At 61.0% G+C, this 21,094-nt stretch carries 20 protein-coding genes; 5 read left to right on the top strand and 15 right to left on the bottom strand.

The genetic code is table 11. The features are described 5' to 3' along the window. The first annotated feature begins 41 nt into the window (after nucleotides 1-41). Nucleotides 42-188: a hypothetical protein gene (locus ASD07_RS30910; protein ID WP_156398047.1), complete on the top strand. Its 147-nt coding sequence runs from the start codon at nucleotides 42-44 to the stop codon at nucleotides 186-188. Next, nucleotides 185-400, top strand: coding sequence for an AlpA family transcriptional regulator (locus tag ASD07_RS17780; protein WP_055933277.1), 216 nt, complete (start codon nucleotides 185-187; stop codon nucleotides 398-400). The genes ASD07_RS30910 and ASD07_RS17780 overlap by 4 nt, the downstream gene beginning before the upstream one ends. Before the next feature lie 127 nt (nucleotides 401-527). On the opposite strand, the gene ASD07_RS17775 is transcribed toward ASD07_RS17780, so the two are convergent. The 7 genes from ASD07_RS17775 to typA all read right to left on the bottom strand — a co-directional run bounded on the left by ASD07_RS17775 (nucleotide 528) and on the right by typA (nucleotide 7,284). Continuing rightward, nucleotides 528-890, bottom strand: a complete 363-nt coding sequence (locus ASD07_RS17775; RefSeq protein ID WP_055933274.1) for a hypothetical protein — start codon at nucleotides 888-890, stop codon at nucleotides 528-530. Further along, nucleotides 887-1,327: a hypothetical protein gene (locus ASD07_RS30905; protein ID WP_156398046.1), complete on the bottom strand. Its 441-nt coding sequence runs from the start codon at nucleotides 1,325-1,327 to the stop codon at nucleotides 887-889. The genes ASD07_RS17775 and ASD07_RS30905 overlap by 4 nt, the downstream gene beginning before the upstream one ends. 18 nt (nucleotides 1,328-1,345) lie before the next feature. Next, the gene (locus ASD07_RS17765; protein ID WP_055933268.1) at nucleotides 1,346-1,786 is read right to left on the bottom strand and encodes a type II toxin-antitoxin system YafO family toxin; all 441 of its coding nucleotides are present in this window, start codon (nucleotides 1,784-1,786) and stop codon (nucleotides 1,346-1,348) included. Nucleotides 1,787-1,891: 105 nt separating this feature from the next. Next, the gene (locus ASD07_RS30900) at nucleotides 1,892-2,095 is read right to left on the bottom strand and encodes a hypothetical protein (protein ID WP_156398045.1); all 204 of its coding nucleotides are present in this window, start codon (nucleotides 2,093-2,095) and stop codon (nucleotides 1,892-1,894) included. Between the two features lie 479 nt (nucleotides 2,096-2,574). Then, complete coding sequence (locus ASD07_RS17760) at nucleotides 2,575-4,716, bottom strand: DUF3141 domain-containing protein (protein ID WP_055933265.1); 2,142 nt, start codon at nucleotides 4,714-4,716, stop codon at nucleotides 2,575-2,577. 66 nt (nucleotides 4,717-4,782) lie between these two features. After that, nucleotides 4,783-5,400: a DUF1080 domain-containing protein gene (locus ASD07_RS17755; protein WP_162246571.1), complete on the bottom strand. Its 618-nt coding sequence runs from the start codon at nucleotides 5,398-5,400 to the stop codon at nucleotides 4,783-4,785. Between the two features lie 48 nt (nucleotides 5,401-5,448). Beyond that, nucleotides 5,449-7,284: a translational GTPase TypA gene (gene typA / locus ASD07_RS17750; protein WP_055933258.1), complete on the bottom strand. Its 1,836-nt coding sequence runs from the start codon at nucleotides 7,282-7,284 to the stop codon at nucleotides 5,449-5,451. A gap of 167 nt (nucleotides 7,285-7,451) precedes the next feature. Here typA and ASD07_RS17745 point away from each other — a divergent pair, with 167 nt between their 5' ends. From ASD07_RS17745 to ASD07_RS30275, 3 genes are all read left to right on the top strand, one after another. Further along, nucleotides 7,452-8,642: a tetratricopeptide repeat protein gene (locus ASD07_RS17745; protein WP_055933255.1), complete on the top strand. Its 1,191-nt coding sequence runs from the start codon at nucleotides 7,452-7,454 to the stop codon at nucleotides 8,640-8,642. Continuing rightward, a complete protein-coding gene (locus tag ASD07_RS17740; protein ID WP_055933252.1) occupies nucleotides 8,642-9,793 on the top strand; it encodes a polysaccharide deacetylase family protein in 1,152 nt (383 codons plus the stop codon). The genes ASD07_RS17745 and ASD07_RS17740 overlap by 1 nt, the downstream gene beginning before the upstream one ends. Before the next feature lie 319 nt (nucleotides 9,794-10,112). Beyond that, nucleotides 10,113-10,409 carry a DUF4351 domain-containing protein gene (locus ASD07_RS30275; RefSeq protein WP_162246570.1) on the top strand — a complete coding sequence of 99 codons (297 nt, stop codon included), beginning with the start codon at nucleotides 10,113-10,115 and terminating at the stop codon, nucleotides 10,407-10,409. A gap of 55 nt (nucleotides 10,410-10,464) precedes the next feature. Here ASD07_RS30275 and truB read toward each other — a convergent pair whose 3' ends face one another. The 8 genes from truB to ASD07_RS17700 form a co-directional block, all read right to left on the bottom strand. After that, a complete protein-coding gene (gene truB / locus ASD07_RS17735; RefSeq protein WP_055933249.1) occupies nucleotides 10,465-11,400 on the bottom strand; it encodes a tRNA pseudouridine(55) synthase TruB in 936 nt (311 codons plus the stop codon). Next, on the bottom strand, nucleotides 11,397-11,798 hold the full coding sequence (gene rbfA / locus ASD07_RS17730; RefSeq protein ID WP_055933246.1) for a 30S ribosome-binding factor RbfA: 402 nt from the start codon (nucleotides 11,796-11,798) through the stop codon (nucleotides 11,397-11,399). Before rbfA ends, truB begins: the two co-directional genes overlap by 4 nt. A gap of 89 nt (nucleotides 11,799-11,887) precedes the next feature. Next, the gene (infB, locus tag ASD07_RS17725; RefSeq protein ID WP_055933242.1) at nucleotides 11,888-14,776 is read right to left on the bottom strand and encodes a translation initiation factor IF-2; all 2,889 of its coding nucleotides are present in this window, start codon (nucleotides 14,774-14,776) and stop codon (nucleotides 11,888-11,890) included. A gap of 63 nt (nucleotides 14,777-14,839) precedes the next feature. Continuing rightward, nucleotides 14,840-16,405 carry a transcription termination factor NusA gene (gene nusA / locus ASD07_RS17720; protein WP_055933239.1) on the bottom strand — a complete coding sequence of 522 codons (1,566 nt, stop codon included), beginning with the start codon at nucleotides 16,403-16,405 and terminating at the stop codon, nucleotides 14,840-14,842. Then, nucleotides 16,402-16,890, bottom strand: coding sequence for a ribosome maturation factor RimP (rimP, locus tag ASD07_RS17715; protein WP_055933236.1), 489 nt, complete (start codon nucleotides 16,888-16,890; stop codon nucleotides 16,402-16,404). The genes nusA and rimP overlap by 4 nt, the downstream gene beginning before the upstream one ends. A 229-nt stretch (nucleotides 16,891-17,119) precedes the next feature. After that, complete coding sequence (gene rluB, locus ASD07_RS17710; RefSeq protein ID WP_055933233.1) at nucleotides 17,120-19,159, bottom strand: 23S rRNA pseudouridine(2605) synthase RluB; 2,040 nt, start codon at nucleotides 19,157-19,159, stop codon at nucleotides 17,120-17,122. After that, nucleotides 19,146-19,880 carry an SMC-Scp complex subunit ScpB gene (scpB, locus tag ASD07_RS17705; RefSeq protein ID WP_055933230.1) on the bottom strand — a complete coding sequence of 245 codons (735 nt, stop codon included), beginning with the start codon at nucleotides 19,878-19,880 and terminating at the stop codon, nucleotides 19,146-19,148. Before scpB ends, rluB begins: the two co-directional genes overlap by 14 nt. Nucleotides 19,881-20,060: 180 nt before the next feature. After that, the gene (locus ASD07_RS17700) at nucleotides 20,061-21,071 is read right to left on the bottom strand and encodes a glucokinase (protein ID WP_055933227.1); all 1,011 of its coding nucleotides are present in this window, start codon (nucleotides 21,069-21,071) and stop codon (nucleotides 20,061-20,063) included. Nucleotides 21,072-21,094: the final 23 nt, after the last annotated feature.

Here is a 21,094-nt window from a genome sequence, read left to right as displayed (position 1 = left end):
CCGCCGGCGAGATCTTGAGGACACTGCACCACTATTCCCCGATGTCCACACTCTTGCACGCAATGGTCGACCTGCAGCAGCGGGGTGCTATCGATCAAGAGCTATTGCGCGAGTCCGCGCGCAAGGCAGTACTGAGCATGGCCAAGGATTTCCTGTCCACCGCTCTCGAGAAGGAGAACGCGCAATGAAAGCTTCGATGTTCCTGGCGCTCAAGTATGACCGCATGTTCCTGCGCCTGGAGGAGATCTGCGCCGAGATCGACATATCGGTGGGGACGGCCCGCAACAAGATGAGTGCCGGCACCTTTCCTATCCCCACACGTAAATCGGGGAAGCACGTAATTGCAGACGTGCGTGATGTGGGCAAGTACCTCGACGATTGCAGATTAGGCCCTGCATAGCAAAGAGCCACGGGAGACCGTGGCTCTTTTCCATTTGAATCGGAGAATCTGAACCGGAACGTGCTCTTTACCTAGTGCCCAATCAAGACGCCCAAACAAGAGCCCAGACATAAATTAGAACGATGCGTTAGAGCTCTTCAGCATTGGCCGACTCCCATACAGGAGCATGAGCGAGAACGGCAGCAGTATTGGGATTACGCCACACCGCAGTGGCTTGCCCCCAATAAAAGAAATGCACATCTCCACCACGCTCAAGTGGTTTATCCTTGTTAACGCCTGATTTTGAATACAGTACAACCAGGTCACCAGCCTTCACCGACTTATTCGGAAACCAATACGTACCCTCCACACCAATATTCACTTCGTCATTAACAAAACCTGTTCGCATGACGATGAACTCTCCGACATCGGTGTCCTGCACAACGCGAATTACGAGGCGCTCTTTCTGAGGGTCACCTTTATCTGCGATTGATTTCAGCTTGAGATTCATGCTTTCACCGCCTTAGCGACGATGCCGCTGATAACAAGTAGTACACCAAACGCCAGTGCAATCCCGCCTGTCGGCTGCGAAGACCAAACCGAGGGGGCATAGCCCAGCGCAGCCCCTCCGACTGTTACACAGGCTAATGAGATTATCTCGTGCGCATTGCTTGTGGCTTGCTTTTGCTCGAGGATAGCGGACTTCTTATCAGCTTCATGGAAGCGGCTGCGATACCCCGCCAGTTCTGTATTGTCCTCTTCCAATCTATCGATCTCGTCGAGCAAGAGCTTTTGGACCGCCGGAGATAGAAGCTCCTTGTCACTTAGCTCACGTCTCAGCGAGCCTAGAGCCTTTCGACGAACTCTCCCCTTGGTCGGTTCCGGCCCCGGCTCCGGTGTTGCCCCTAGCGGCTCCCGGTCTTCTGGCGCTTCAGTGTTAATTGTCATTACTTCGAGCCTTAACAGTTAATTGAGAACTTCGCCCGTATCCAGGAATTCACTTGCTACCACTGCGAAGCCTTCCATAAGTTCTCTATGCTCGGCAGTCTTCATACGCGCGATTTCATGAGCATCCGGCTCATCAAGAATGTAAATGAGCAGATGCCCTTTGCGCTTATCTGACACGTAGACAAGCACGCGGTCGCTGGTTTTCCGGCTACGATGCCTGAATTTCTTCTTCCAATTCGCAAGCTGGTCATAATCCTTGAGCGGAACTAGATGCACGTGCATCAAGACGTTTTTCTCGTTATCTACCACTGGAGTTGTGTACGGGGCGTCCTTTCCAAAGAAGAAATGATCGTATTCATCCCCAGCTTTCCACTCCGCGAAGTCAACCAGTAACTTGTCTGCGTCCAGGCCTTGCGCCTCCAAACTCTGTCGAAGCACAGTTGTTATTTTTACCGACATATTTTCCGAAATGCAACACTCAAGGCAAAATAAAAGCCGCCAAGATAGCAAGCTATCGATTTGGCGGCTCTCTTCTCGGCACCGCTGCGGCGCCATTAGTTTATATCATTTTTTGCGCTTAATCCCCGCGAAGGCGCGGTGCGCAGCCTCCACAGTGAACTCCTTGCTTGCATGAATGCCAGCAAACAGAGCAACACTAGCAGGATCTAGATTCAGATCGGACAACAACTCATCGCGCGAGCGTGCAGCACCAGCGACGCGACGCTCCGCGACTGCTGCCTTCAACACATGCTTTGGTTGTTTCTTCATAATCAATCCTAAGTAGACGGATGCTATACGCCGATGAATAATTCTAGCATAGTTCGTCCACCATAGTTACAAACGTAATTACGGATCGTAGTCAATGAGGGTTCCAAGCCGTAATAGGTTGCGAATTGCAAACCGTAGTCGATACCAAGCTACGGAATCTAGACCAGGCAAATTGCAATAGGTGGGCGGCGATTATGAACTGTGATCCGGGAAAGGTTACCTAATCGTAACCAGTCGCATCAAGCCAATGCTACAGATTTGCTACGATGCCTCATCAAAAAACCCATTCCTCCTATAGAGGAAAGCATCACTCGGTCCAATCCATCATCGGCGCCACGGACAGGCGGCGGGAAGGCTTGGGGGCGATCGAGGTGGTCATAATGCAAAGCTCAACAAACGGGGCCGCATATTATAGCGAAAGTCGGGGTCAGGTCTGGCAATCGGACAAAATGTCCGATTGCCAGACCTGACCCCGACTTTCAAGCGAAGAGTTCTTCGACGCGGGACAGGCGGCGGGCGGCTTCGCCCGTCAGGGAGCCGGAGGCGGTCATGATCTGGCGGATGCCTACCAGCGCGCGCTTGCGGTCGGCGTCGGCCAGCAGTTTAGGCAGGGCCGACATGGCGCGTTCTTCGTCCAGTTGCAGGATCATGTTCTGCTCCTGCACTACCTCTTTGAAGCGCGCCAGCGATATGCGTTCCTTGGCCGGCAGCAGCGCGCGCAACTCGCGCAGGACGCCAAAGGCCCGTTCGTCGGCCACGCGCACCTCGGGACTGCGGGCGATATACAGGATCGAACGCACCACCGCCTCGCGCTCGCCGCCACTGGCCAGCCGCTTGGCAGCTTCGGTGCGGCGCGCAGCCACCACCGATTCGCGCGCGATATCGCGCCCGATGCGGCGGCGGATATTGGCCGAATCGGCGCGCAAGCCAAGCAACGTTTGCAGCAGCGGCTGGCCATAGGTGGACAGGAAGAACTGCTCCACCGACTGGTCGCGCATCACCTGGTACTGCTCGAGCGCTGCCACGATCTGTTCCGAAGCCGCCTCCTGCAGCTTGAGGAAGAAGTTATCCTGCGCGGCGGGCTTGCGCTGCTCCCTCACCTGTTCCGCAAGTGCGCTGATCCCGCTCAGGAACGGGTTCATGTCGGAGAACAGCTCATAACGCATGCGGTAGGGATGCATGCGCCGCATCCACTCCGCCGATTGCTCATTGGTCGCGGCTTGCACGAACGGGCTGACGAAAGTCCGATACAGGCCCTGGTTGATCTCCGACAGGCGCGCCACCGTGGCGAAGCGGCGCTCGTCCTCATCATCGTTGCCGCCCAGCGCGCGCAGTTCGTTCAAGTCGCGCCGTTCGAAGCGCACCACGTAATTCCCATCGGCCAGCTCGGGGCTATGCACGCCCTCTCCGGCCTTGTCGATAAACACCGCTTCGTACAGGCCCGGCGGCAGCACGTCGATCAAGTCCATGGAACGCGTGAATTCGTCATGCTCCTTGTTGGCCACAGAGGCTGACACGAAAATGCCCAGGTGCCCGATCGATTCGTGCAGCGTGTACACCGCCGTTTGCCCGCCGGCCACCAGCGCAGCGTCGTCCTCATACAGATCGAGCAGCCAGCCCAGCGCCTGCTGCGGCGGCGTGATGTCGTCGCCCCAGGAGCAGAACACCACGATCGGTGAGCGGATATTGCGCAAGTCGATGCGGCGGCCCGCGGTGTCATGAATCGTGCCGTTGCTCAGGCGATTGCCGACAAACAGGTTATCGGTGATGAACTGGATCTCCTCCGCGTTCAGCAGCACCGGATTACCCCACCAGCGTTCGAATTCCAGGAAGCGCTTTTCCTCGGTATCGACATTGGCGTACACGTGGTAGCTCTTCTTCCAATAAGTATTGGAAGGATTCATGTTCTCGAAATTGCTGACCAGGTGGGCGCCATCGAACTTGCCGTTGCCAAGGTCGCCCGCCAGGGACGTCATCCAGGTGCCGCCGGTCAGGCCGCCCAGGTAGCGCAAGGGGTTCTTGCCGCGTACGCCGGCCCAATACGACAGCGGCGCGCCGGCCAGCACCAAGGGGCCGGCCAGCTCGGGATGCAGTGCGGCCGTCATCATGATCTGCCAGCCGGCCTGGCAATTGCCGATCAGGGCCGGCTTGCCTTCGGCTTGCGGGTGCAGGTAGGCCACCTGCTCGATGAACTGCGCTTCGGCGTGGCAGACGTCTTCAATCGTCTGTCCCGGCACCGGTGCCGGCAGGAAGCCAATGAAGTAGCAGGGATTGCCGGCCTTCAGGACCACGCCGATTTCGCTGTCCTGCTTCATGCCGCCGATGCCCGGCCCGTGCCCGGCGCGTGGATCGACGACGATAAAAGGTCGCTTGGTGTCGTCGATCTCCACGCCTTCCGGCGGGATAATACGCATCAGGGAATAGTTCACCGGCCGCGCAAGCGTGCGGCCATCGAGCAGGGTCTCGAATTCGAAATTGAGCACATGAGGCGCGGTTTCGCGCTCGCGCGCATTGCGCTCGGTACCGCGGCGATACAGGACGTCCATGAACAGGATCGAGCGCTGCCAGGTGTCGGTCCAATATTCCACGGCCTGTGCGGCCAGGTTGCTAGGTTCGGCCATGCGGGTTCTCCTCGTCGATTCCGGCTTGGGACATACAGGTTACCACGCTCATGTGCCCAGCGTGCTTCACTCCAGTGGCGTCAATTCCACATGGCGCAACTCGTACGGCGTGCCCTCAAGCTGGAAGCCAATCCGTCCTTCGCGTGGCAATGTGCCAGTCACGCGATTCTGTACCACTCCATTAACCGACACCTCGATCACGCCATTGCGCGCCACGATATCGGCACTGTTCCACTCGCCTGCAGGCAGCTCGGAACCGGCGGCGATGCGCGCCTTCACGGCCGGCTTGTCGCCCGTCAGCGGCTCGGCGAACGTTGCGCCGGCCATCGGCAGCACGTCGCCGGCACTGCCGGACTTGGTCTGCACTTGTAAACTCAAAGGCCAGACGCGATCCATCGGCCCCTCGCTGATATGCAGCAGAACGCCGGCATTGCCCTCCTTGCCCGGCCAGCGCCACTCGACGTGCAGCCGGTAGTTGCGATAGCTGGCAGTCGTGGCGAAGAAGCCCGAGGGCGCGCCGCTCACTGCAAGCACGCCATCGGGACGCACGCCGATAGCGCTAGCAAGGTCCGCCGCCGGTGCAGTGCGAAGCTCCCAGCTGCGCAAATCGCTGAACATGTCGCCCGCAGCGGCGCCGCCAGCTGCCGCCAGGCAGGCCGTGGTAAAGAGGATTTGCTTGGTCATCTGGTCTCCGAAGAAAAAAAACCCGCCTTGCGGCGGGTTCTTCATGCATTACGCGTTTTCTTTGTTGGCACGCTTGCGCTCGTGCTCTTTCAGGTAGCGCTTGCGCAGGCGGATCGATTTCGGGGTGACTTCCACCAGCTCGTCGTCATCGATGAATTCCACTGCGTATTCCAGCGACATCTGGATTGGCGGCACCAGGCGCACTGCTTCGTCGGTACCGGACGAACGCACGTTGGTCAGCTGCTTGCCCTTGATCGGGTTGACCACCAGGTCGTTGTCGCGCGAGTGGATACCGATGATCATGCCTTCGTACACTGGGTCGTTGTGGACCACGAACATACGGCCGCGATCCTGCAGCTTCCAGATTGCGTAGGCCACGGCAGCGCCGTCGTCCTGCGAGATCAGCACGCCGTTGCGACGGCCGCCCAGTTCGCCTTTCGAGCTGTCAACCGGAGCGTAGGCGTCGAACACGTGCGACATCAGGCCGGTACCGCGGGTCAGGGTCATGAATTCGCCCTGGAAGCCGATCAGGCCACGCGCAGGAATGCGGTACTCCAGGCGCACACGGCCCTTGCCGTCCGATTCCATGTTCTGCAGGTCGCCACGACGACGGCCCAGTTCTTCCATCACGCCACCCTGGTTGGCTTCTTCCACGTCTACCGACAGGTTTTCGTACGGCTCATGGCGCACGCCATCCACCATCTTGAACACCACGCGCGGACGCGACACAGCCATCTCGAAACCTTCGCGACGCATGTTTTCGATCAGGATGGTCAGGTGCAGTTCGCCGCGGCCCGATACTTCGAAGACGGTATCGTCGTCGGTCGGTGCCACGCGCAGTGCAACGTTGGCCTTCAGTTCTTTGTCCAGGCGGTCGCGCAGCTGGCGCGAGGTTACGAACTTACCTTCGCGGCCGGCCAGAGGCGAGTTGTTGACCATGAAGTTCATGGTCAGGGTCGGTTCGTCGACGGTCAGCATTGGCAGCGCGTCCGGGGTATCCGGTGCGCACACGGTGGAGCCGATGCCGATTTCTTCGATACCGTTGATCAGGATAATGTCGCCGGCAACCGCTTCGTCCACCAGCACGCGCTCCAGGCCCTTGAAGTTCAGCACCTGGTTGATGCGGCCCTTGATCGGGGTCGAATCAGGGCCGTTCAGGACCACCACGTCCTGGCCGGTCTTCACGCGGCCGCGGGACACGCGGCCGATACCGATCTTGCCGACGTAGGACGAGTAGTCCAGCGAGGTGATTTGCATCTGCAGCGGGCCGTCCGGATTGTCGTCGCGCACCGGCACGTACTTCAGGATGGCTTCGAACAGCGGCTTCATGTCGCCGTCACGCACGGTTTCGTCCAGGCCGGCGTAGCCGTTCAGGCCCGAGGCGTACACGATCGGGAAGTCCAGCTGTTCATCGGTTGCGCCCAGCTTGTCGAACAGTTCGAAAGTCTGGTTGATCGCCCAGTCGGCGCGCGCGCCCGGACGGTCGATCTTGTTCACCACCACGATCGGCTTCAGGCCCAGGGCCAGTGCCTTACGGGTCACGAAACGGGTCTGCGGCATCGGGCCTTCCTGCGCATCGATCAGCAGCAGCACGGAGTCGACCATCGACAGCACGCGCTCCACTTCGCCGCCGAAGTCGGCGTGGCCTGGGGTGTCGACGATGTTGATGTGGGTGCCTTCGTACTCAACGGCGCAGTTCTTCGACAGAATGGTAATGCCGCGTTCTTTCTCCAGGTCGTTGGAGTCCATGACGCGGGTATCAACCTGCTGGTTCTCACGGAAGGTACCGGACTGCTTCAGCAGCTGGTCCACCAGGGTGGTCTTGCCATGGTCAACGTGGGCGATGATGGCGATGTTGCGAATTGCGCGTTTAGTATTAGACATGATTTGTGTGTGGACAGGAATTCTGCAAGTGCGGGAGCACTGAACCCACTAGTATAGCATGCTGCGCCGCAAGCTAGAAGCTCCCCATCTTTGATTTCCGTAGGGTATTATTAGAAAATAAGCAATCACGCTTATTTGAGCCCTATGAACTGCCTGGAGAGCACTACATGAAATTGCGTTTGACGAACACCGTTTTGACGGCCGCCCTGTCCCTGCTGGTGGCTGGCGCCGCCGCCGCCGCACCGGTCGGCGTGCAGATCCTGAGCGCTACGGTCAAGGACAAGAAGATCGACGGCGCCACCGTCACGCTGCAAAAGAACGGCGAACAATCGGTCAGCGCAAACACTGACGCTCAGGGCCAAGTCAAGCTGGCGCCAACTTTCGCCGACGATGCTTCGACCCTGATGATCGTCAAGAAGCCGGGCTATTCCAACCTGGTGGTGAAGTGCCCGTGCAACGGCTCGACTTACGCTATCAGCCCGGTGATGAATAACCTGGACGGCATGCGTATCGTGTTGAACTGGGGCGCCAGCCCGGCCGACCTGGATTCCCACGTGGTCTACCCGGACAACCACGTCTACTTCATGCAGATGCGCGGCACCGACGCCAAGCTGGATGTGGACGACACCAACGGCTTCGGTCCCGAGACCATCACCATCGATCGCAAGCACGTCGGCCAGCGCTATGTCTACGCCGTGCATGACTTCACCGACGGCTCCAACCCGAACACCCGCAACCTGGCCAACAGCGGCGCCAAGGTCTTCGTGTACGTCGGCCAGACCCTGATCCGCACCTATTACGTGCCGACCACCGGCACCGGCAACCTGTGGACCGTGTTCGCGGTGACCGAAGATGGCGAGTTCCAGGACTTCAACACCCTGAAAGGCGTGACCAGCCATGACCGCCTGCAAACCTCCGAGTTCTCCGGTGTTGGCCGTGCAGCAGACCTGCAAGCCGTGAATTACAGCGCGAGCAGCCAGGACAGCGCCAAACGCCTGAACAGCCAGGGCGAAGCGGCCTACCACGCCGGCAACCTGGACGAAGCGATCCGCCTGTACCAGGAAGCGATTGAATTGAACGGCAACTACGGCCAGGCATACAGCAACCTGGGCCTGGCGTTCCAGAAGGCCAACCGCACGGCGGAAGCCATGTGGGCCAACCGCAAGGCCATTGCACTGGCCAGCGGTTCGACTGCACCTACCGTGCGCGCCAGCTCGCACTACAACAACGGCAAGATCTACGAAGCGGCATCGCAGTGGGATGACGCGCTGCGCGAATACCGCGCGGCGCAGGCGGAGAAGAGCAACCCGACCTACGACAAGGCCATCGCGCGCATGCAGCAGAACGGGGCGAAATAATGCGCTGGCCAGCGCTGCCCTCCCTGTGCATGGCCGCCGCGCTGGCCGCGGTTGCCATGCCTGCCTTCGCCGTCGGCCCGGCTGCGGTGGCCAAGGCCGACCGTCGCTTGTGGACGGAGACCCTGAACAGCCGCAACGGCTTCGACAAGGCTTCGCGTGCATCGATCCTGACCTATGCTTCGGCACTGCAGGAAATGCACAAGATGGCCGATGCCGACATGATGGCGTCGTTTAAGATCAAGAGCCTGAACCGCGCCTCGGTCGACAAGTGGCTGAAGTCGGAAATGGCGCTGTCGCTGACGAACTACCAGCGTGCGGCGCGCGACTGCGCTGGCGGCGACTGGACTTGCGTAGCGCAGGTCGACAGCGTTGACACCCTTCTGCGCCAGGCCGATAGCTGGCAGAAGTCGGTACCGGCCGGCCAGCAAGCCTGGCACGCCAACCTGTCCGCCTTCACCCGCGCTTATCTTGCCGAGCAATTGCGCCTGGCCGCACTGTTCCCGAAGATCAGCAGCGAGATCGATCGCTTCGGCCCGCACGAATGGAATGGCGACACACTGGAAGACCGCCAGTTCCTGCTGACCTTCGACGACGGCCCTTCGCCAGGCGCGAATACGGACGACACGCTGGCCATGCTGGCAAACACCAGGAAGACAGGTGTGTTCTTCGTACTGGGCGAAAACCTGCAGAACCGTGTCAACAAGGCCGGCGCTGCCAAGGTTGCCGCCTCGTACAAACACCAGTGCATGGCATCGCATGGTTGGCAGCACCAGTCGCACGCCAAGTGGGAGCAGTGGCAAGATTCGATTACCCGTACCCACGGGCTGTTGAATTCGACCTTCGCCAAAAGCGATGTGCTGCCCTACTTCCGCCCGCCGTACGGCCAGCGGCCGGCCGACAGCGCTGCGTTCTTCCAGCAACAAGGATTGCAGGTCGCGCTGTGGAACCTGGACTCGCAGGACTGGAGCAGCCAGGTCAGCGCGGACGACGTGAGTAACCGCATGATCGCGCTGATGCTGATCAAGCGGCACGGCGTGCTGCTGTTCCACGATGTGCATAGCAAAGCGAAGGCGGCGCTGCCCGTCATCTTCGACGAGTTGGGCAACGCAGTCAGCTGGCGTGACTGCCAGCAGCCAATGGCCAAGTCCTGATGTACCGGGGCGGCATTATTCGCCGCCCCGTTCTTTGAGGCAGATCAATCCGCCTTGATCCTCACGCAACGCTCCTGTGCACGTCCGCTCAAAGCGGTCATGCAAGATCACGATTCCCTCTGGAAAAAGCAATCGACGCGTTCCTGTTTGAATGCATCGAATTCTGTTGGCCAACTGCTTAGTCATTGGCGGCCGTTTCGATCTCGCTGCCAATCCTGGACGGTGAAATACAGCTCCGCTCTCCAATCTTCAAGCTACTGGACTGGGATCGCCAAGCCGATGACTTATTAAATAGCGAAAGTGCGACATGGACATAGACATGGAACTGATGCCAAGATTTGCCGAGAAGATCAGGGACAAGGCGCGCGAAGAAGGACTAAGTCATGGCCATCAACAAGGCCTTGCAAACGGCCGCGCAGAAGGTCTTGAGCAAGGTCTTGCACAAGGGGTGCTGGACGGACAACGCCAAATAGTGGAACGCCTGCTGACAGTCCGCTTCGGGCAATTGCCCGATGGGGCAATAAAACGAATTCGAAGCTCATCGCTGGGAGACCTTGAGCAATGGACCAGGAATCTGTGCGATGCGCCGTCCCTTTCCGAAGTGTTTTGCGCGTGAGTAATTAAACTTCGTCGCGCTCAGGCAATGGATACCAACAGCCGCCTTGCTACGCTTAGTTGCCGCTGGCTGCAGCGATCAGGCGCTCGGGGGCGAGGATGGCGTATTCGCCAAAGATGCCAGTGCCGAGCAGGCGGCCTGCATCGTCGTAAATGCGTACCCGGCCTTCATACGGCGTCGGCACGGCGATCGATGGCTCTTTGCCGAGCGGCAGGCGTTGGCCGTGCAGGAAGCGCTTGGCGAGATCTGCATCCAGCACGATACGCGGGAAGGACGACAGCAGCGCGTCCACCGGCGCCAGCAGCTCACGCGGTGCAGCGTGGGCTGCCAGGTCTTCCAGCGTGACCATCTTGTCGGTGGTCAGGGCGCCGACTTGCGTGCGGCGCAGGGCGTTCAGGTGTGCGCCGCAGCCCAGGGCCGCGCCGATGTCTTCGCCCAGCACACGGATGTAGGTGCCTTTGCTGCAGGTGACTTCGATCTTCAGGAAAGGCGCTTCCCACGAAACCAGTTCCAGCTTGTGGATCACCACCTCGCGCGCTTCGCGCTCCAGCGTGATTCCTTCTCGGGCGTACTCGTATAGCGGCTTGCCGTCGCGCTTCAAGGCGGAATACATCGGCGGCACCTGCTTGATCGGGCCGCGGAAGCGGGCCATCACGGCTTCGATTTCAGCTTGCGTGCAGTTGACATCGCGCGTTTCCAGCACTTGGCCTTCGGTGTCGCCGGTATCGGTGCGCACGCCCATGTGCACAGTGGCCAGGTAGGTCTTGTCGGCTTCCAGCAGGTCCTGCGAGAACTTGGTCGCTTCGCCGAAGCACAGCGGCAGCAAGCCGGTGGCGAATGGATCGAGCGTGCCGGTGTGGCCGGCCTTCTTCGCGTTCATGAAGCGCTTGGCCTTGATCAGGGCGTCGTTGCTGGACAGGCCTACCGGCTTATCGAGCAGCAGCACGCCGTCAACGGCATCGCGCACGCGCTTTACACGTGCTTCAGTCATTCTTCTTCGCTGTTCTCGTCGAAGTCGGCAGCGCGAGTGGCGTTGGCCTTGTCGATCAGGGCGGACATCGCCATGCCGCGCGAGGCGGACATGTCATGCTGGAAGTGCAGCTGCGGCAGCGTGTGGATATGCAGGCGCTTGCCCAACTGGTTGCGCAGGTAGCCGGCAGCAGCGGCCAGGCCGGCCAGCGTGTTCTTGATCGATTCCGGATCGTCTTTCAGCGTGGTGAAGAACACCTTCGCGTGCGCGTAGTCCGGGGTGAGCTGCACTTCGGACAGGGTGATCATGCCGACGCGCGGATCCTTCACTTCGAAGGCGATCAGTTCGGACAGGTCTTTCTGGATTTGATCCGCCACGCGCAGGCCGCGCTGGGGGATCGATTTGCTATGTTTAGCCATGATTTGCTTTCGATAAAACTAAAAGGCGGGTGCCCTGCCCCGCTCTCGCGAGGCGGGAAGCACCCGCCGTGTATCGCGCCGTCCTGCTGTTACAGGGTACGGGCGATCTCCTGCACTTCGAACACTTCGAGCACGTCGCCGACGACGATATCGTTGTAGCCCTTCAGGTTCAGGCCGCATTCCAGGCCGGCACGAACTTCTTTCGCATCGTCCTTGAAACGCTTGAGCGAGTCGATCTCGCCGGTCCACACCACGATGTTGTTGCGCAGCAGGCGTACGGAAGACGAGCGCTTGACCACACCATCGGTAACCAGGCAGCCGGCAATCGCGCCAACCTTGGAGACCAGGATGACCTGGCGGATCTCGACCTGGCCGGTAACGGTTTCCCGCTTCTCCGGAGCCAGCATGCCCGACAGCGCCGCTTTGACCTCTTCGATCGCATCGTAAATGATGTTGTAGTAGCGGATGTCGACGCCGTTGGTCTCGGCCAGCTTGCGCGCCTGTGCATCGGCACGGGCGTTGAAGCCGATGATGACTGCCTTGGAGGCGGTCGCCAGGTTGACGTCCGATTCCGTGATGCCGCCCACCGCTGCGTGCACGATCTGTACCCGCACTTCGGAGGTCGACAGCTTCTGCAGCGAGCCAACCAGCGCTTCCTGCGAACCTTGCACGTCGGTCTTGACGATCAGCGGCAGGTTCTTCACTTCGCCTTCGGCCATCTGGTCGAACATGTTCTCCAGCTTGGCCGCTTGCTGCTTGGCCAGCTTCACGTCGCGGAACTTCCCTTGGCGGAACAGGCCAATCTCACGGGCTTTACGCTCGTCAGCCATGACCATTGCTTCTTCACCAGCAGCCGGCACCTCGGTCAGGCCTTGGATCTCTACAGGGATCGACGGACCAGCTTCGGAAATAGACTTGCCGTTTTCGTCCAGCATCGCACGAACGCGGCCGAAGGACGAACCAGCCAGCACGACGTCGCCGCGCTTCAGGGTGCCCGATTGCACCAGGATGGTGGCCACGGGACCACGGCCTTTGTCCAGGCGAGCTTCCACTACCAGGCCGCGCGCAGGCGCTTCGACCGGAGCTTTCAGTTCCAGCACTTCGGCTTGCAGCAGCACTTGCTCCAGCAGGTCGTCGATGCCCTGGCCAGTCTTCGCCGACACCGGCACGAATGGCGAATCGCCACCGTATTCTTCCGGCACCACTTGCTCGGCCACCAGTTCCTGGGTCACGCGGTCAACGTTGCCGCCCGGTTTGTCGATCTTGTTGATCGCCACTACCAGCGGTACGCCTGCGGCCTTGGCGTGGGCAATTGCTTCTTTGGTCTGCGGCATCACGCCGTCGTCGGCAGCTACCACCAGGATGACGATGTCGGTTGCTTTCGCACCGCGGGCACGCATTGCCGTAAAGGCTTCGTGGCCCGGGGTATCCAGGAAGGTGATGCTGCCGCGCGGGGTGTCCACGTGGTATGCGCCAATGTGCTGGGTAATACCGCCGGCTTCGCCCGACGCCACTTTGGCGCGGCGGATGTAGTCCAGCAGCGAGGTCTTACCGTGGTCGACGTGGCCCATCACGGTCACCACTGGTGCGCGCGGGGTTGCTTCGTACTCGGCGTGTTCGCCCTGGTCGGCCAGCAGTGCTTCCGGATCATCTTCAGCGGCTGCGAAGGCTTTATGGCCCATCTCTTCCACCACGATCATCGCGGTTTCCTGGTCCAGCACCTGGTTGATGGTGCACATCTGGCCCAGCTTCATCAGCTGCTTGATCACTTCCGATGCCTTGACTGCCATCTTGTGCGCCAGTTCGGCCACGGTGATGGTTTCCGGCACGTGCACGTCATGCACGATCGCTTCGGTCGGCTGCTGGAAGTTGGTTTCACGGTCATCGTGATGGCCGCCGCGGCGACCGCCCCTACCACCCGCACGCCAGCCGTCGCGGCCGCCGGCGTTGCCGCCGGTGCTGCCGCCGCGGCCTTTGCCGGCACCGCCGCCTGGGGCGCCACGGCGCTTTTCATCCTGCCAGGTCGAAGCCACGTTGGCCGACTTGATGGATTTCTTGTCGCCAGGCTTGGCATCCTTCTTGTCGCCGCCAGGAGCAGCTGCGGTCGTCGCAGGCTTCTTGTCGGCTGGCTTGTGCAGCGTGCCTTCAGCAACCTTCGGCTTGGCAACAACCGCTGCGGGCGCCGGCTCGGGAGCCTTCATCACGCGGCGCGGCTGGCTCATCATCAGTTTGATCTGGGCCACTTCATCTGCAACAGCCTTACGGGCACGTTCGGTCGCTTCCGCGCGCTCGGCGGCTTCCTTGGCGGCGACTTCGTGCTTGCGCTTGGATTCTTCGGCATCAGCCAGGCGTTTCTTTTCTTCTTCGTCGGCGGCAGCTTTCTGGGCGGCGCCGGCGGCAGCGGCAGCAGAAGCCTTCTCGGCGGCGGCCTTGTCGGCGGCGGCTTTCTTGGCTTGATCTTCCGCTACACGCTTGGCTTCCTCTTCGGCGGCCTTGGCTTGTGCAGCCTTTTCCTCGTCGAGTTTGGCCAGGCGCTCCTGCTTCTCTTTCAGTTCCGCTTCCTGGCGAGCGATCAGCTCGGCCTGCCGGCGTGCGTCTTCTTCACGGCGCGCCTGCTCGGCGGCGTCGATCACCGGTGCGGCCGGTTTGGCGGTCGCGGTGGTGGTCAGGTCGTCGCGCTGCACGAAGGTACGCTTCTTGCGTACTTCGACCTGGATGGTGCGGGCCTTGCCGGAGGCGTCGGCCTGCTTGATCTCCGTGGTCTCTTTACGAGTCAGGGTGATCTTTTTCTTTTCGCCCGGTTCTGCCCCTGCGCCGTGGGTACGGCGCAGATGTTCCAGCAGCTTGTCCTTATCATCTTTTGACAATGGATCTGACGCCGAAATCTTGTCGACGCCAGCAGAACGCAGCTGCGACAGCAGCAAATCTGCAGGCATCTTCAGTTCGGTGGCAAATTGGGCTACGTTGTTACTCGCCATTCAGTCCTCTTTTCTATGTGTCTCGATGATAATTAAAGCTGCTTCTGCTGTTCAGGCCATGACTCAGGCCTTGGCCGTTTCGGATGATGCCCATGCCTTGGCTTGCAGCGCCTTGGCACGATCATCGTACTTACCGTCGACCAGCTTCATTTCATCGTCGGTCACATTCTCAAACTCATTCGTAATCAGTTCACGTGCGCGGTCCGACGACAGGGCCAGGATGGCGCCGAACTCGTCGTAGGCCAGACCGGCAAATGCTGCCAGGGTCTTGATGCCTGCGAGGCCCAGCTTGCCCGCGGTAACGCGGTCCATGCCTTCCAGGCCAACCAGCTGTTCTTCCATGCCTTCCAGGCCCTCTTCCGAAGCAATCGCCTCGGTTACCAGGGCGTCGCGGGCGCGGGTGCGCAGCTCGTTGACGGTGTCTTCGTCGAACGCGTCGATGTCCAGCATTTCGGAGATCGGCACGTAAGCGATTTCTTCCAGGCTGCTGAAGCCTTCTTCCACCAGGATGTCGGCCACTTCCTGGTCCACATCCAGTTTTTCCATGAACAGTGCGCGCACTGCAGCGGTTTCGGTAGCCAGCTTGTCGGCCGATTCTTCCGCGGTCATGATGTTGATCTTCCAGCCGGTCAGCTCGGAAGCCAGGCGCACGTTCTGGCCGGAGCGGCCGATGGCGATGGCCAGGTTTTCTTCGTCAACCACCACGTCCATCGCGTGCTTGTCTTCGTCAACCATGATAGAGGACACGTTGGCTGGTGCCAGCGCGCCGATCACGAATTGCGCAGGATCTTCCGACCACAGCACGATGTCCACGCGCTCGCCGCCCAGTTCACCGGTCACGGCCTGCACGCGCGAGCCGCGCATGCCGACGCAGGTACCGATCGGGTCGATGCGCTTGTCGTTGGTGTGCACAGCGATCTTGGCGCGCACGCCGGCGTCGCGTGCAGCGGATTTGATCTCCAGCATGCCTTGTTCGATTTCCGGCACTTCCAGTTCGAACAGCTTCATGATGAACTCTGGCGCGGTGCGCGACAGGATCACTTGCGGGCCGCGCATATTGCGGTCAACACGCAGGATGTAAGCACGTACGCGGTCGCCGATACGCAGGTTTTCCTTTGGGATCATCTGGTCGCGCGGCAGGCGTGCTTCGATCTTGCCGGATTCGACGATCGCATCGCCGCGTTCCATACGCTTGATGGTGCCGGTGACCAGCGCGTCGCCGCGCTCCAGGAAGTCTTGCAGGATCTGCTCGCGTTCAGCATCGCGCACGCGCTGCAGGACCACTTGCTTGGTATCCTGGGCGAAGCGGCGGCCGAATTCCACGGATTCGATCGGCTCTTCGATGTATTCATCGACTTCGATGTCCGGGATCTGTTCTTTCGCTTCGAACAGCAGCACTTCCTGGTCAGGCAGCTGCAGGCCCGCTTCGTCCGGCACGACGTGCCAGCGGCGGAAGGACTCGAACTCGCCGCTTTCACGGTCGATCGAAACGCGAATATCCACTTCGCCTTCATAGCGCTTCTTCGTGGCTTGCGCCAGTGCGAACTCGAGCGCGCCGAACACGACTTCCTTGTCGACGTTCTTTTCGCGCGCCAGCGCATCAACCAATAACAATACTTCGCGACTCATGCTTTGCGGCTCCCAAAATTCACCTGCGGCACCAAGCGTGCCTTGTCAATGTCCGCGAGCGTGAAATTCAGCACCGCAGGACCTTCTTTACCTTCAAATTCAATACCCAGTTGCTCGCCATCAGGCTCCGTCAGGATGCCCTGGTAGGACTTACGGTTCGCGGTGCCTGGAATGGCCATGCGCAGCTTGACGATGGCTTCGCTGCCGGCAAAGCGGACGAAGTCGGCGAACTTGCGCAGCGGACGGTCCAGGCCAGGCGACGAAATCTCGAGGCGTTCGTAAGGAACGTTCTCAACCGTCAGCACGTGCGACAATTGGTGGCTCACCGTGGCGCAGTCTTCGACCGTGATCAGGCCTTTTTCTTCTGCTTCTTCTGCCGTGAAATCGATATAGATGCGCAGCAAACCACGTTCGGCCCGTTCGAAATCGACCAGGTCGTAGCCGAGGCCAGCGACGGTTTTTTCAATCAATTCAAGCAGTTGCAAAGAAAATCTCCAGATACTTAAAACGGTTCAACCAAAAAAAAATGGGCAACTGCCCATCTTTCGTTACTGCAGCCAGATGAAAGCACTCTCAGCAAAATAAACTGCGAAGAACTTTAACTAGGCTGCTCATTATAGCGTGATATTGATTTCGCTGCAATGCCGCATACCACATCGGGAGCGGGTGTAACAATAGCAAGGCGCTTAAAATCCAACACCTTGCCGGGCTGCGTTAGCCTTTGCGGCGGCGCGGCATGCCGTGGTCGGATGCCCCGCCGCGCGGCTGGTGGCCGCCGCGGCGCTGCTGGCCCTGGCCATGGCCCTGGCTGGCAAAACCAAACGTCGTCATCAGCGGATCAGGCTGGCGTGGGCCGCCCTTGCCCTGGCCCTGCCCTTGTCCTTTACCCAGGCCCTGCCCTTGCCCCTTACCCGGACCGGCGCCTTTGCCCTTGCCTTTGCCGCCGGCACCGCCACCTGCACCACGGCCGAAGCCGCCCGGCTGCTGGTCGCCAAAGCCGGCGCCGCCATGCCGCGGAGCACCGAAGTAGCCTCCTTGACCCTGGCCCTGGCCACGGCCGCCACGTGGCGCCTGCGGGAATGGATCGGCATTCTTGTTGCTCACATCCATGCGGTTGCCGTTCGGCTCACGCTCGCGCTCGCGCTTGCCCTGGCCACCCTGCGGCTTGGCAGCCTCGCCTGCACCTGCACCGCCCTCCTTCTTGAAGCCCACCGCCGACAACAGGTCGCGCACAGTGTTCTCTTCCATCTCTTCCCAGCGGCCGCGCTTCAGGTTGCTCGGCAGGGTCAGCGCACCGTATCGGGTACGGATCAGGCGCGACACGGTCAGGCCGATCGCCTCGAACATGCGGCGCACCTCGCGGTTACGGCCTTCGCCGATCACCACGCGGTACCATTTGTTGACGCCTTCACCGCCGCCATCGGCAATCTTGGTGAACTGCGCCAGGCCGTCCTCCAGCTCGACGCCGGCCAGCAGTTTCTGGCGCATACCCTCTTCCAGCTCGCCCAGGGTCCGCACGGCGTACTCGCGGTCGATGTTGTAGCGCGGATGCATCAGGCGGTTGGCCAGGTCACCGGAGGTGGTGAACAGCAGCAGGCCTTCGGTATTGAAGTCCAGGCGGCCGACGGCCAGCCATTTGCCGGTTTTCATGTTCGGCAGGCGGTCGAACACCGATGGACGGCCATCCGGGTCGTCGTGCGACACGATTTCACCGGCCGGCTTGTGATACACCAGCACGCGCGGTGGCTTCTTGGACACTTTGCGCTGCACCAGCTTGCCGTTGATGCGAACCGCATCGGTCGGCAGGATGCGCTGGCCGATGTGGGCCGGTTCGCCATTCACCGACACGCGGCCGGCGACGATCAATTCTTCCATGTCGCGGCGCGAGCCCATGCCCGCTTCCGCCAGCACTTTGTGCAACTTCGGTGCATCGTCTTCTGCCGTCAGGTCGCGGCGAGCCTTGGCAGGCTTGCTGGAACCGCCTTCGTCGCGGTCGAACGCGTCCGAGGTGACGAAGGAGAACACGGCATCGGCTTCGGACGATTTGTCCTTGGCTTTCATCTTGTTGCCGAAAGCGCCGTGCACGCGCGGCTTCTGGCCCTGGCCGCCCTGGGTCCTGCCCTGGCCAGCCTCGCCGACTGGCGCGCCCTGGCCGTCGCCATGTGCCGGCTTGCCGTGCTTGCCTTTGCCCTTATGCTTGCCGTGGCGTTTTTCAGCCGGCACAGCGGATGGCCACGGGGTGCCGCCTTCGGTGGCTGCGGTAGCTTCAGTGCCTTCGGCGCCCGCAGGCGCGGCCGGGGCCGGCTCGCCGGCCGATTCAGATGCCACGGCAGCAGCCACAGCAGCCTTCTCAGCCTGGCGCTGGGCGCGCTGTTCGCGCATCTGGCGCGGGCCGCGCGGTGCACGGCCGCGATCCTTGCCCTCACCCTCAGCGGCTGGCGCGGTTTCTGCCGGCGCCGGGGCGGCCGGTGCCGCAGCGGCATCCAGCGCCGGCGCGGCTTCCGCCGCCACGGCCTTCTTGGCGCGTGGCTTCTTCAGCGGCGCAGCCTCGGCGCTGGCAGCGCCGTGCTCGCCGGCCTCGGCTGCGGCTTCAGCTGCCACAACAGCCTTGGTGCGACGCTTTGGTTTTGGCGCTTCGCCGGCAGCCAGAGCGGCGGCATTATCCGCCTCAATCTGCGCCTTGGTGCGGCGTTTCGGCTTGGCGGGTGCGGTGTCGGCGGCGCCGGTCTCAGGGGTGTTATCAGGCTTGTTCATTATTCGTTTCTGCAAAGGGCTCGACGTTATCGGGCGCCGGGTCGTCTATTACCGACGGCGCCTCGACCGGCGTCGCCTCTTTCTCTTCTTCTGCTGCTTGTGCTTCCTGCGCCGCCTTCTCGAAGTTTTCTGTGAGGCGAGCCTCCAGCACTTCCAGCGGATTTTCATTCTGCGTATCGCTGATCTGCTGCAGGGGCGGCAGCTGCGACAACGATTCCAACCCCAGGTCGTCCAGGAACTGCTTGGTGGTCCCCAGCAAAGCCGGGCGGCCCAGTACATCGCGGTAGCCGACAGTGTCGACCCAGCCGCGGTCTTCCAGCATCTTGATCGTCTGCGAATTCACCGCAACGCCGCGGATTTCCTCGATATCGCCGCGGGTAACCGGCTGGCGATAAGCGATGATGGCCAGCGTTTCCAGCGTGGCGCGCGAATACTTCTGCGGCTTTTCCGGATTCAGGCGTTCCAGGTACATCTTCATTTCAGGCCGGCTCTGGAAGCGCCAGCCGCTGGACAAGCTGACCACCTCGATGCCGCGCCCCTGCCAATCCAGGCGCAATTCTTCCAACAATTCCTTGATCGTATCGGCGCCAATGCCGGCGCCGAGCGGATTGCCCTGGTCGTCGGTTTCGACGTACAGCTTTTTCAGGCTGTGGATCGATAAGGGTTCACGGGCGCATAGCAGCGCAGCTTCGAGGACTTTCTTAGCCTCTGCATTATCCATACACTACAAGCTGGTTGTGTAACTTAGTAAGAAGGCGCCGGACCGCTACGCGCCGGGGCGAGAGTCTCAGGTGGAGAGCGTTTTCAGGGCGAAAACAAGGCAGGCGACAGGCGCCGCTTCATCCAACTTGGGCAATTGTACCCGATAAAACCGGGAAGAAGTGTAAAAGCCTGAATTCGCTTAACCGGCGAGGCGCTCGGACAGTATTGCCGAAACACCAACAAAGGCCGGGTACTCGGCAGTAATTACATAGGTGGGGATGGCCGCCAGGTATTGATTGAAGCGCCCTTTTTCCTCAAAGCGCGCACGGAAGCCGGAGCGATCGAAGCGATCGCCCAGGCGCGGCACGATGCCGCCGCCAATATATATACCGCCGGTTGCCCCCAGGGTCACGCCCAGGTTGCCGGCAATGGTGCCGAGCATGGTACAGAAGTGTTCGATCGCGTCGTCGCACAGCGGGCATTCGCCAGCCAGCGCCCGGCGCGCAATTTCCGGCGCCGGCAGCACCGGCTCATCATGGCCGCGCCGGGCCACCAGCGCACGGTAAATCAGCTCGATCCCCACGCCTGACAGCAAACGCTCTGCCGACACATGCGGGAATTCTGTCCATGCATATTGCAAGATCGCCACTTCTTCCGGATTCATGGGCGGGAAGCTGACATGGCCGCCCTCGCTCAGCAGCGCGGTCCAGCCCGACGCCGACGGGATCAGGCCCGACACACCCAGGCCGGTACCGGCGCCGATCAGTCCCAGCGGCGCGCCGGCCTGCGGCAGGCCGCCCCCGACCTGGCGTTTCTGGCCCTCCGCCAGCAGCGGCAGCGAGCGCGCCAGAGCGGTGAAATCATTGGCCACCACCAGCACCTCAAAGCCAACCTCCAGGCGCAGCGCCTCGATCGAAAACTCCCAGTGGTGATTGGTCATCCTGACGTAATCGCCATTGACCGGATTGGCAATCGCGATCGCACCATGGCGCACACCCAGGCCGGCCGCGGCCACCACATCCGGCAGCGCCAGGTAGGCTTTCAGCGCCGCACCCAGCGTTGCATGGGCGGCACCGGACAGCACATGGATGTTATCAATCCTGCCAGGCGCCAGCTCCAGCGCAAACCGGGCATTGGTACCGCCGACGTCGGCCAGCAGGCGCGGGCTTGGGAAGGTGGCAGGCGTTGCGAAGTTGGTCTGAACAGTCATGGGCGCAAGCAGTTAAGTTGAGC

Source organism: Duganella sp. Root336D2, from assembly GCF_001425005.1.
Taxonomy (GTDB): domain Bacteria; phylum Pseudomonadota; class Gammaproteobacteria; order Burkholderiales; family Burkholderiaceae_D; genus Rugamonas.
Note: the sequence above shows the minus strand (reverse complement) of the source record. Positions and strands in the feature narration are given on the sequence as shown.

Bases quoted from the DNA above. Each gene is read 5' to 3' on its own strand.
- ASD07_RS30275 (WP_162246570.1), top strand. From the start codon at position 10,113: ATGGAACTGATGCCAAGATTTGCCGAGAAGATCAGGGACAAGGCGCGC.
- rbfA (WP_055933246.1), bottom strand. From the start codon at position 11,798: ATGGCTAAACATAGCAAATCGATCCCCCAGCGCGGCCTGCGCGTGGCG.
- nusA (WP_055933239.1), bottom strand. From the start codon at position 16,405: ATGAGTCGCGAAGTATTGTTATTGGTTGATGCGCTGGCGCGCGAAAAG.
- ASD07_RS17760 (WP_055933265.1), bottom strand. From the start codon at position 4,716: ATGGCCGAACCTAGCAACCTGGCCGCACAGGCCGTGGAATATTGGACC.
- ASD07_RS17745 (WP_055933255.1), top strand. From the start codon at position 7,452: ATGAAATTGCGTTTGACGAACACCGTTTTGACGGCCGCCCTGTCCCTG.
- ASD07_RS30900 (WP_156398045.1), bottom strand. From the start codon at position 2,095: ATGAAGAAACAACCAAAGCATGTGTTGAAGGCAGCAGTCGCGGAGCGT.
- ASD07_RS30905 (WP_156398046.1), bottom strand. From the start codon at position 1,327: ATGACAATTAACACTGAAGCGCCAGAAGACCGGGAGCCGCTAGGGGCA.
- scpB (WP_055933230.1), bottom strand. From the start codon at position 19,880: ATGGATAATGCAGAGGCTAAGAAAGTCCTCGAAGCTGCGCTGCTATGC.
- ASD07_RS17700 (WP_055933227.1), bottom strand. From the start codon at position 21,071: ATGACTGTTCAGACCAACTTCGCAACGCCTGCCACCTTCCCAAGCCCG.
- ASD07_RS17740 (WP_055933252.1), top strand. From the start codon at position 8,642: ATGCGCTGGCCAGCGCTGCCCTCCCTGTGCATGGCCGCCGCGCTGGCC.
- typA (WP_055933258.1), bottom strand. From the start codon at position 7,284: ATGTCTAATACTAAACGCGCAATTCGCAACATCGCCATCATCGCCCAC.
- truB (WP_055933249.1), bottom strand. From the start codon at position 11,400: ATGACTGAAGCACGTGTAAAGCGCGTGCGCGATGCCGTTGACGGCGTG.
- ASD07_RS17775 (WP_055933274.1), bottom strand. From the start codon at position 890: ATGAATCTCAAGCTGAAATCAATCGCAGATAAAGGTGACCCTCAGAAA.
- infB (WP_055933242.1), bottom strand. From the start codon at position 14,776: ATGGCGAGTAACAACGTAGCCCAATTTGCCACCGAACTGAAGATGCCT.
- ASD07_RS30910 (WP_156398047.1), top strand. From the start codon at position 42: ATGTCCACACTCTTGCACGCAATGGTCGACCTGCAGCAGCGGGGTGCT.
- ASD07_RS17755 (WP_162246571.1), bottom strand. From the start codon at position 5,400: ATGACCAAGCAAATCCTCTTTACCACGGCCTGCCTGGCGGCAGCTGGC.
- ASD07_RS17780 (WP_055933277.1), top strand. From the start codon at position 185: ATGAAAGCTTCGATGTTCCTGGCGCTCAAGTATGACCGCATGTTCCTG.
- rluB (WP_055933233.1), bottom strand. From the start codon at position 19,159: ATGAACAAGCCTGATAACACCCCTGAGACCGGCGCCGCCGACACCGCA.
- ASD07_RS17765 (WP_055933268.1), bottom strand. From the start codon at position 1,786: ATGTCGGTAAAAATAACAACTGTGCTTCGACAGAGTTTGGAGGCGCAA.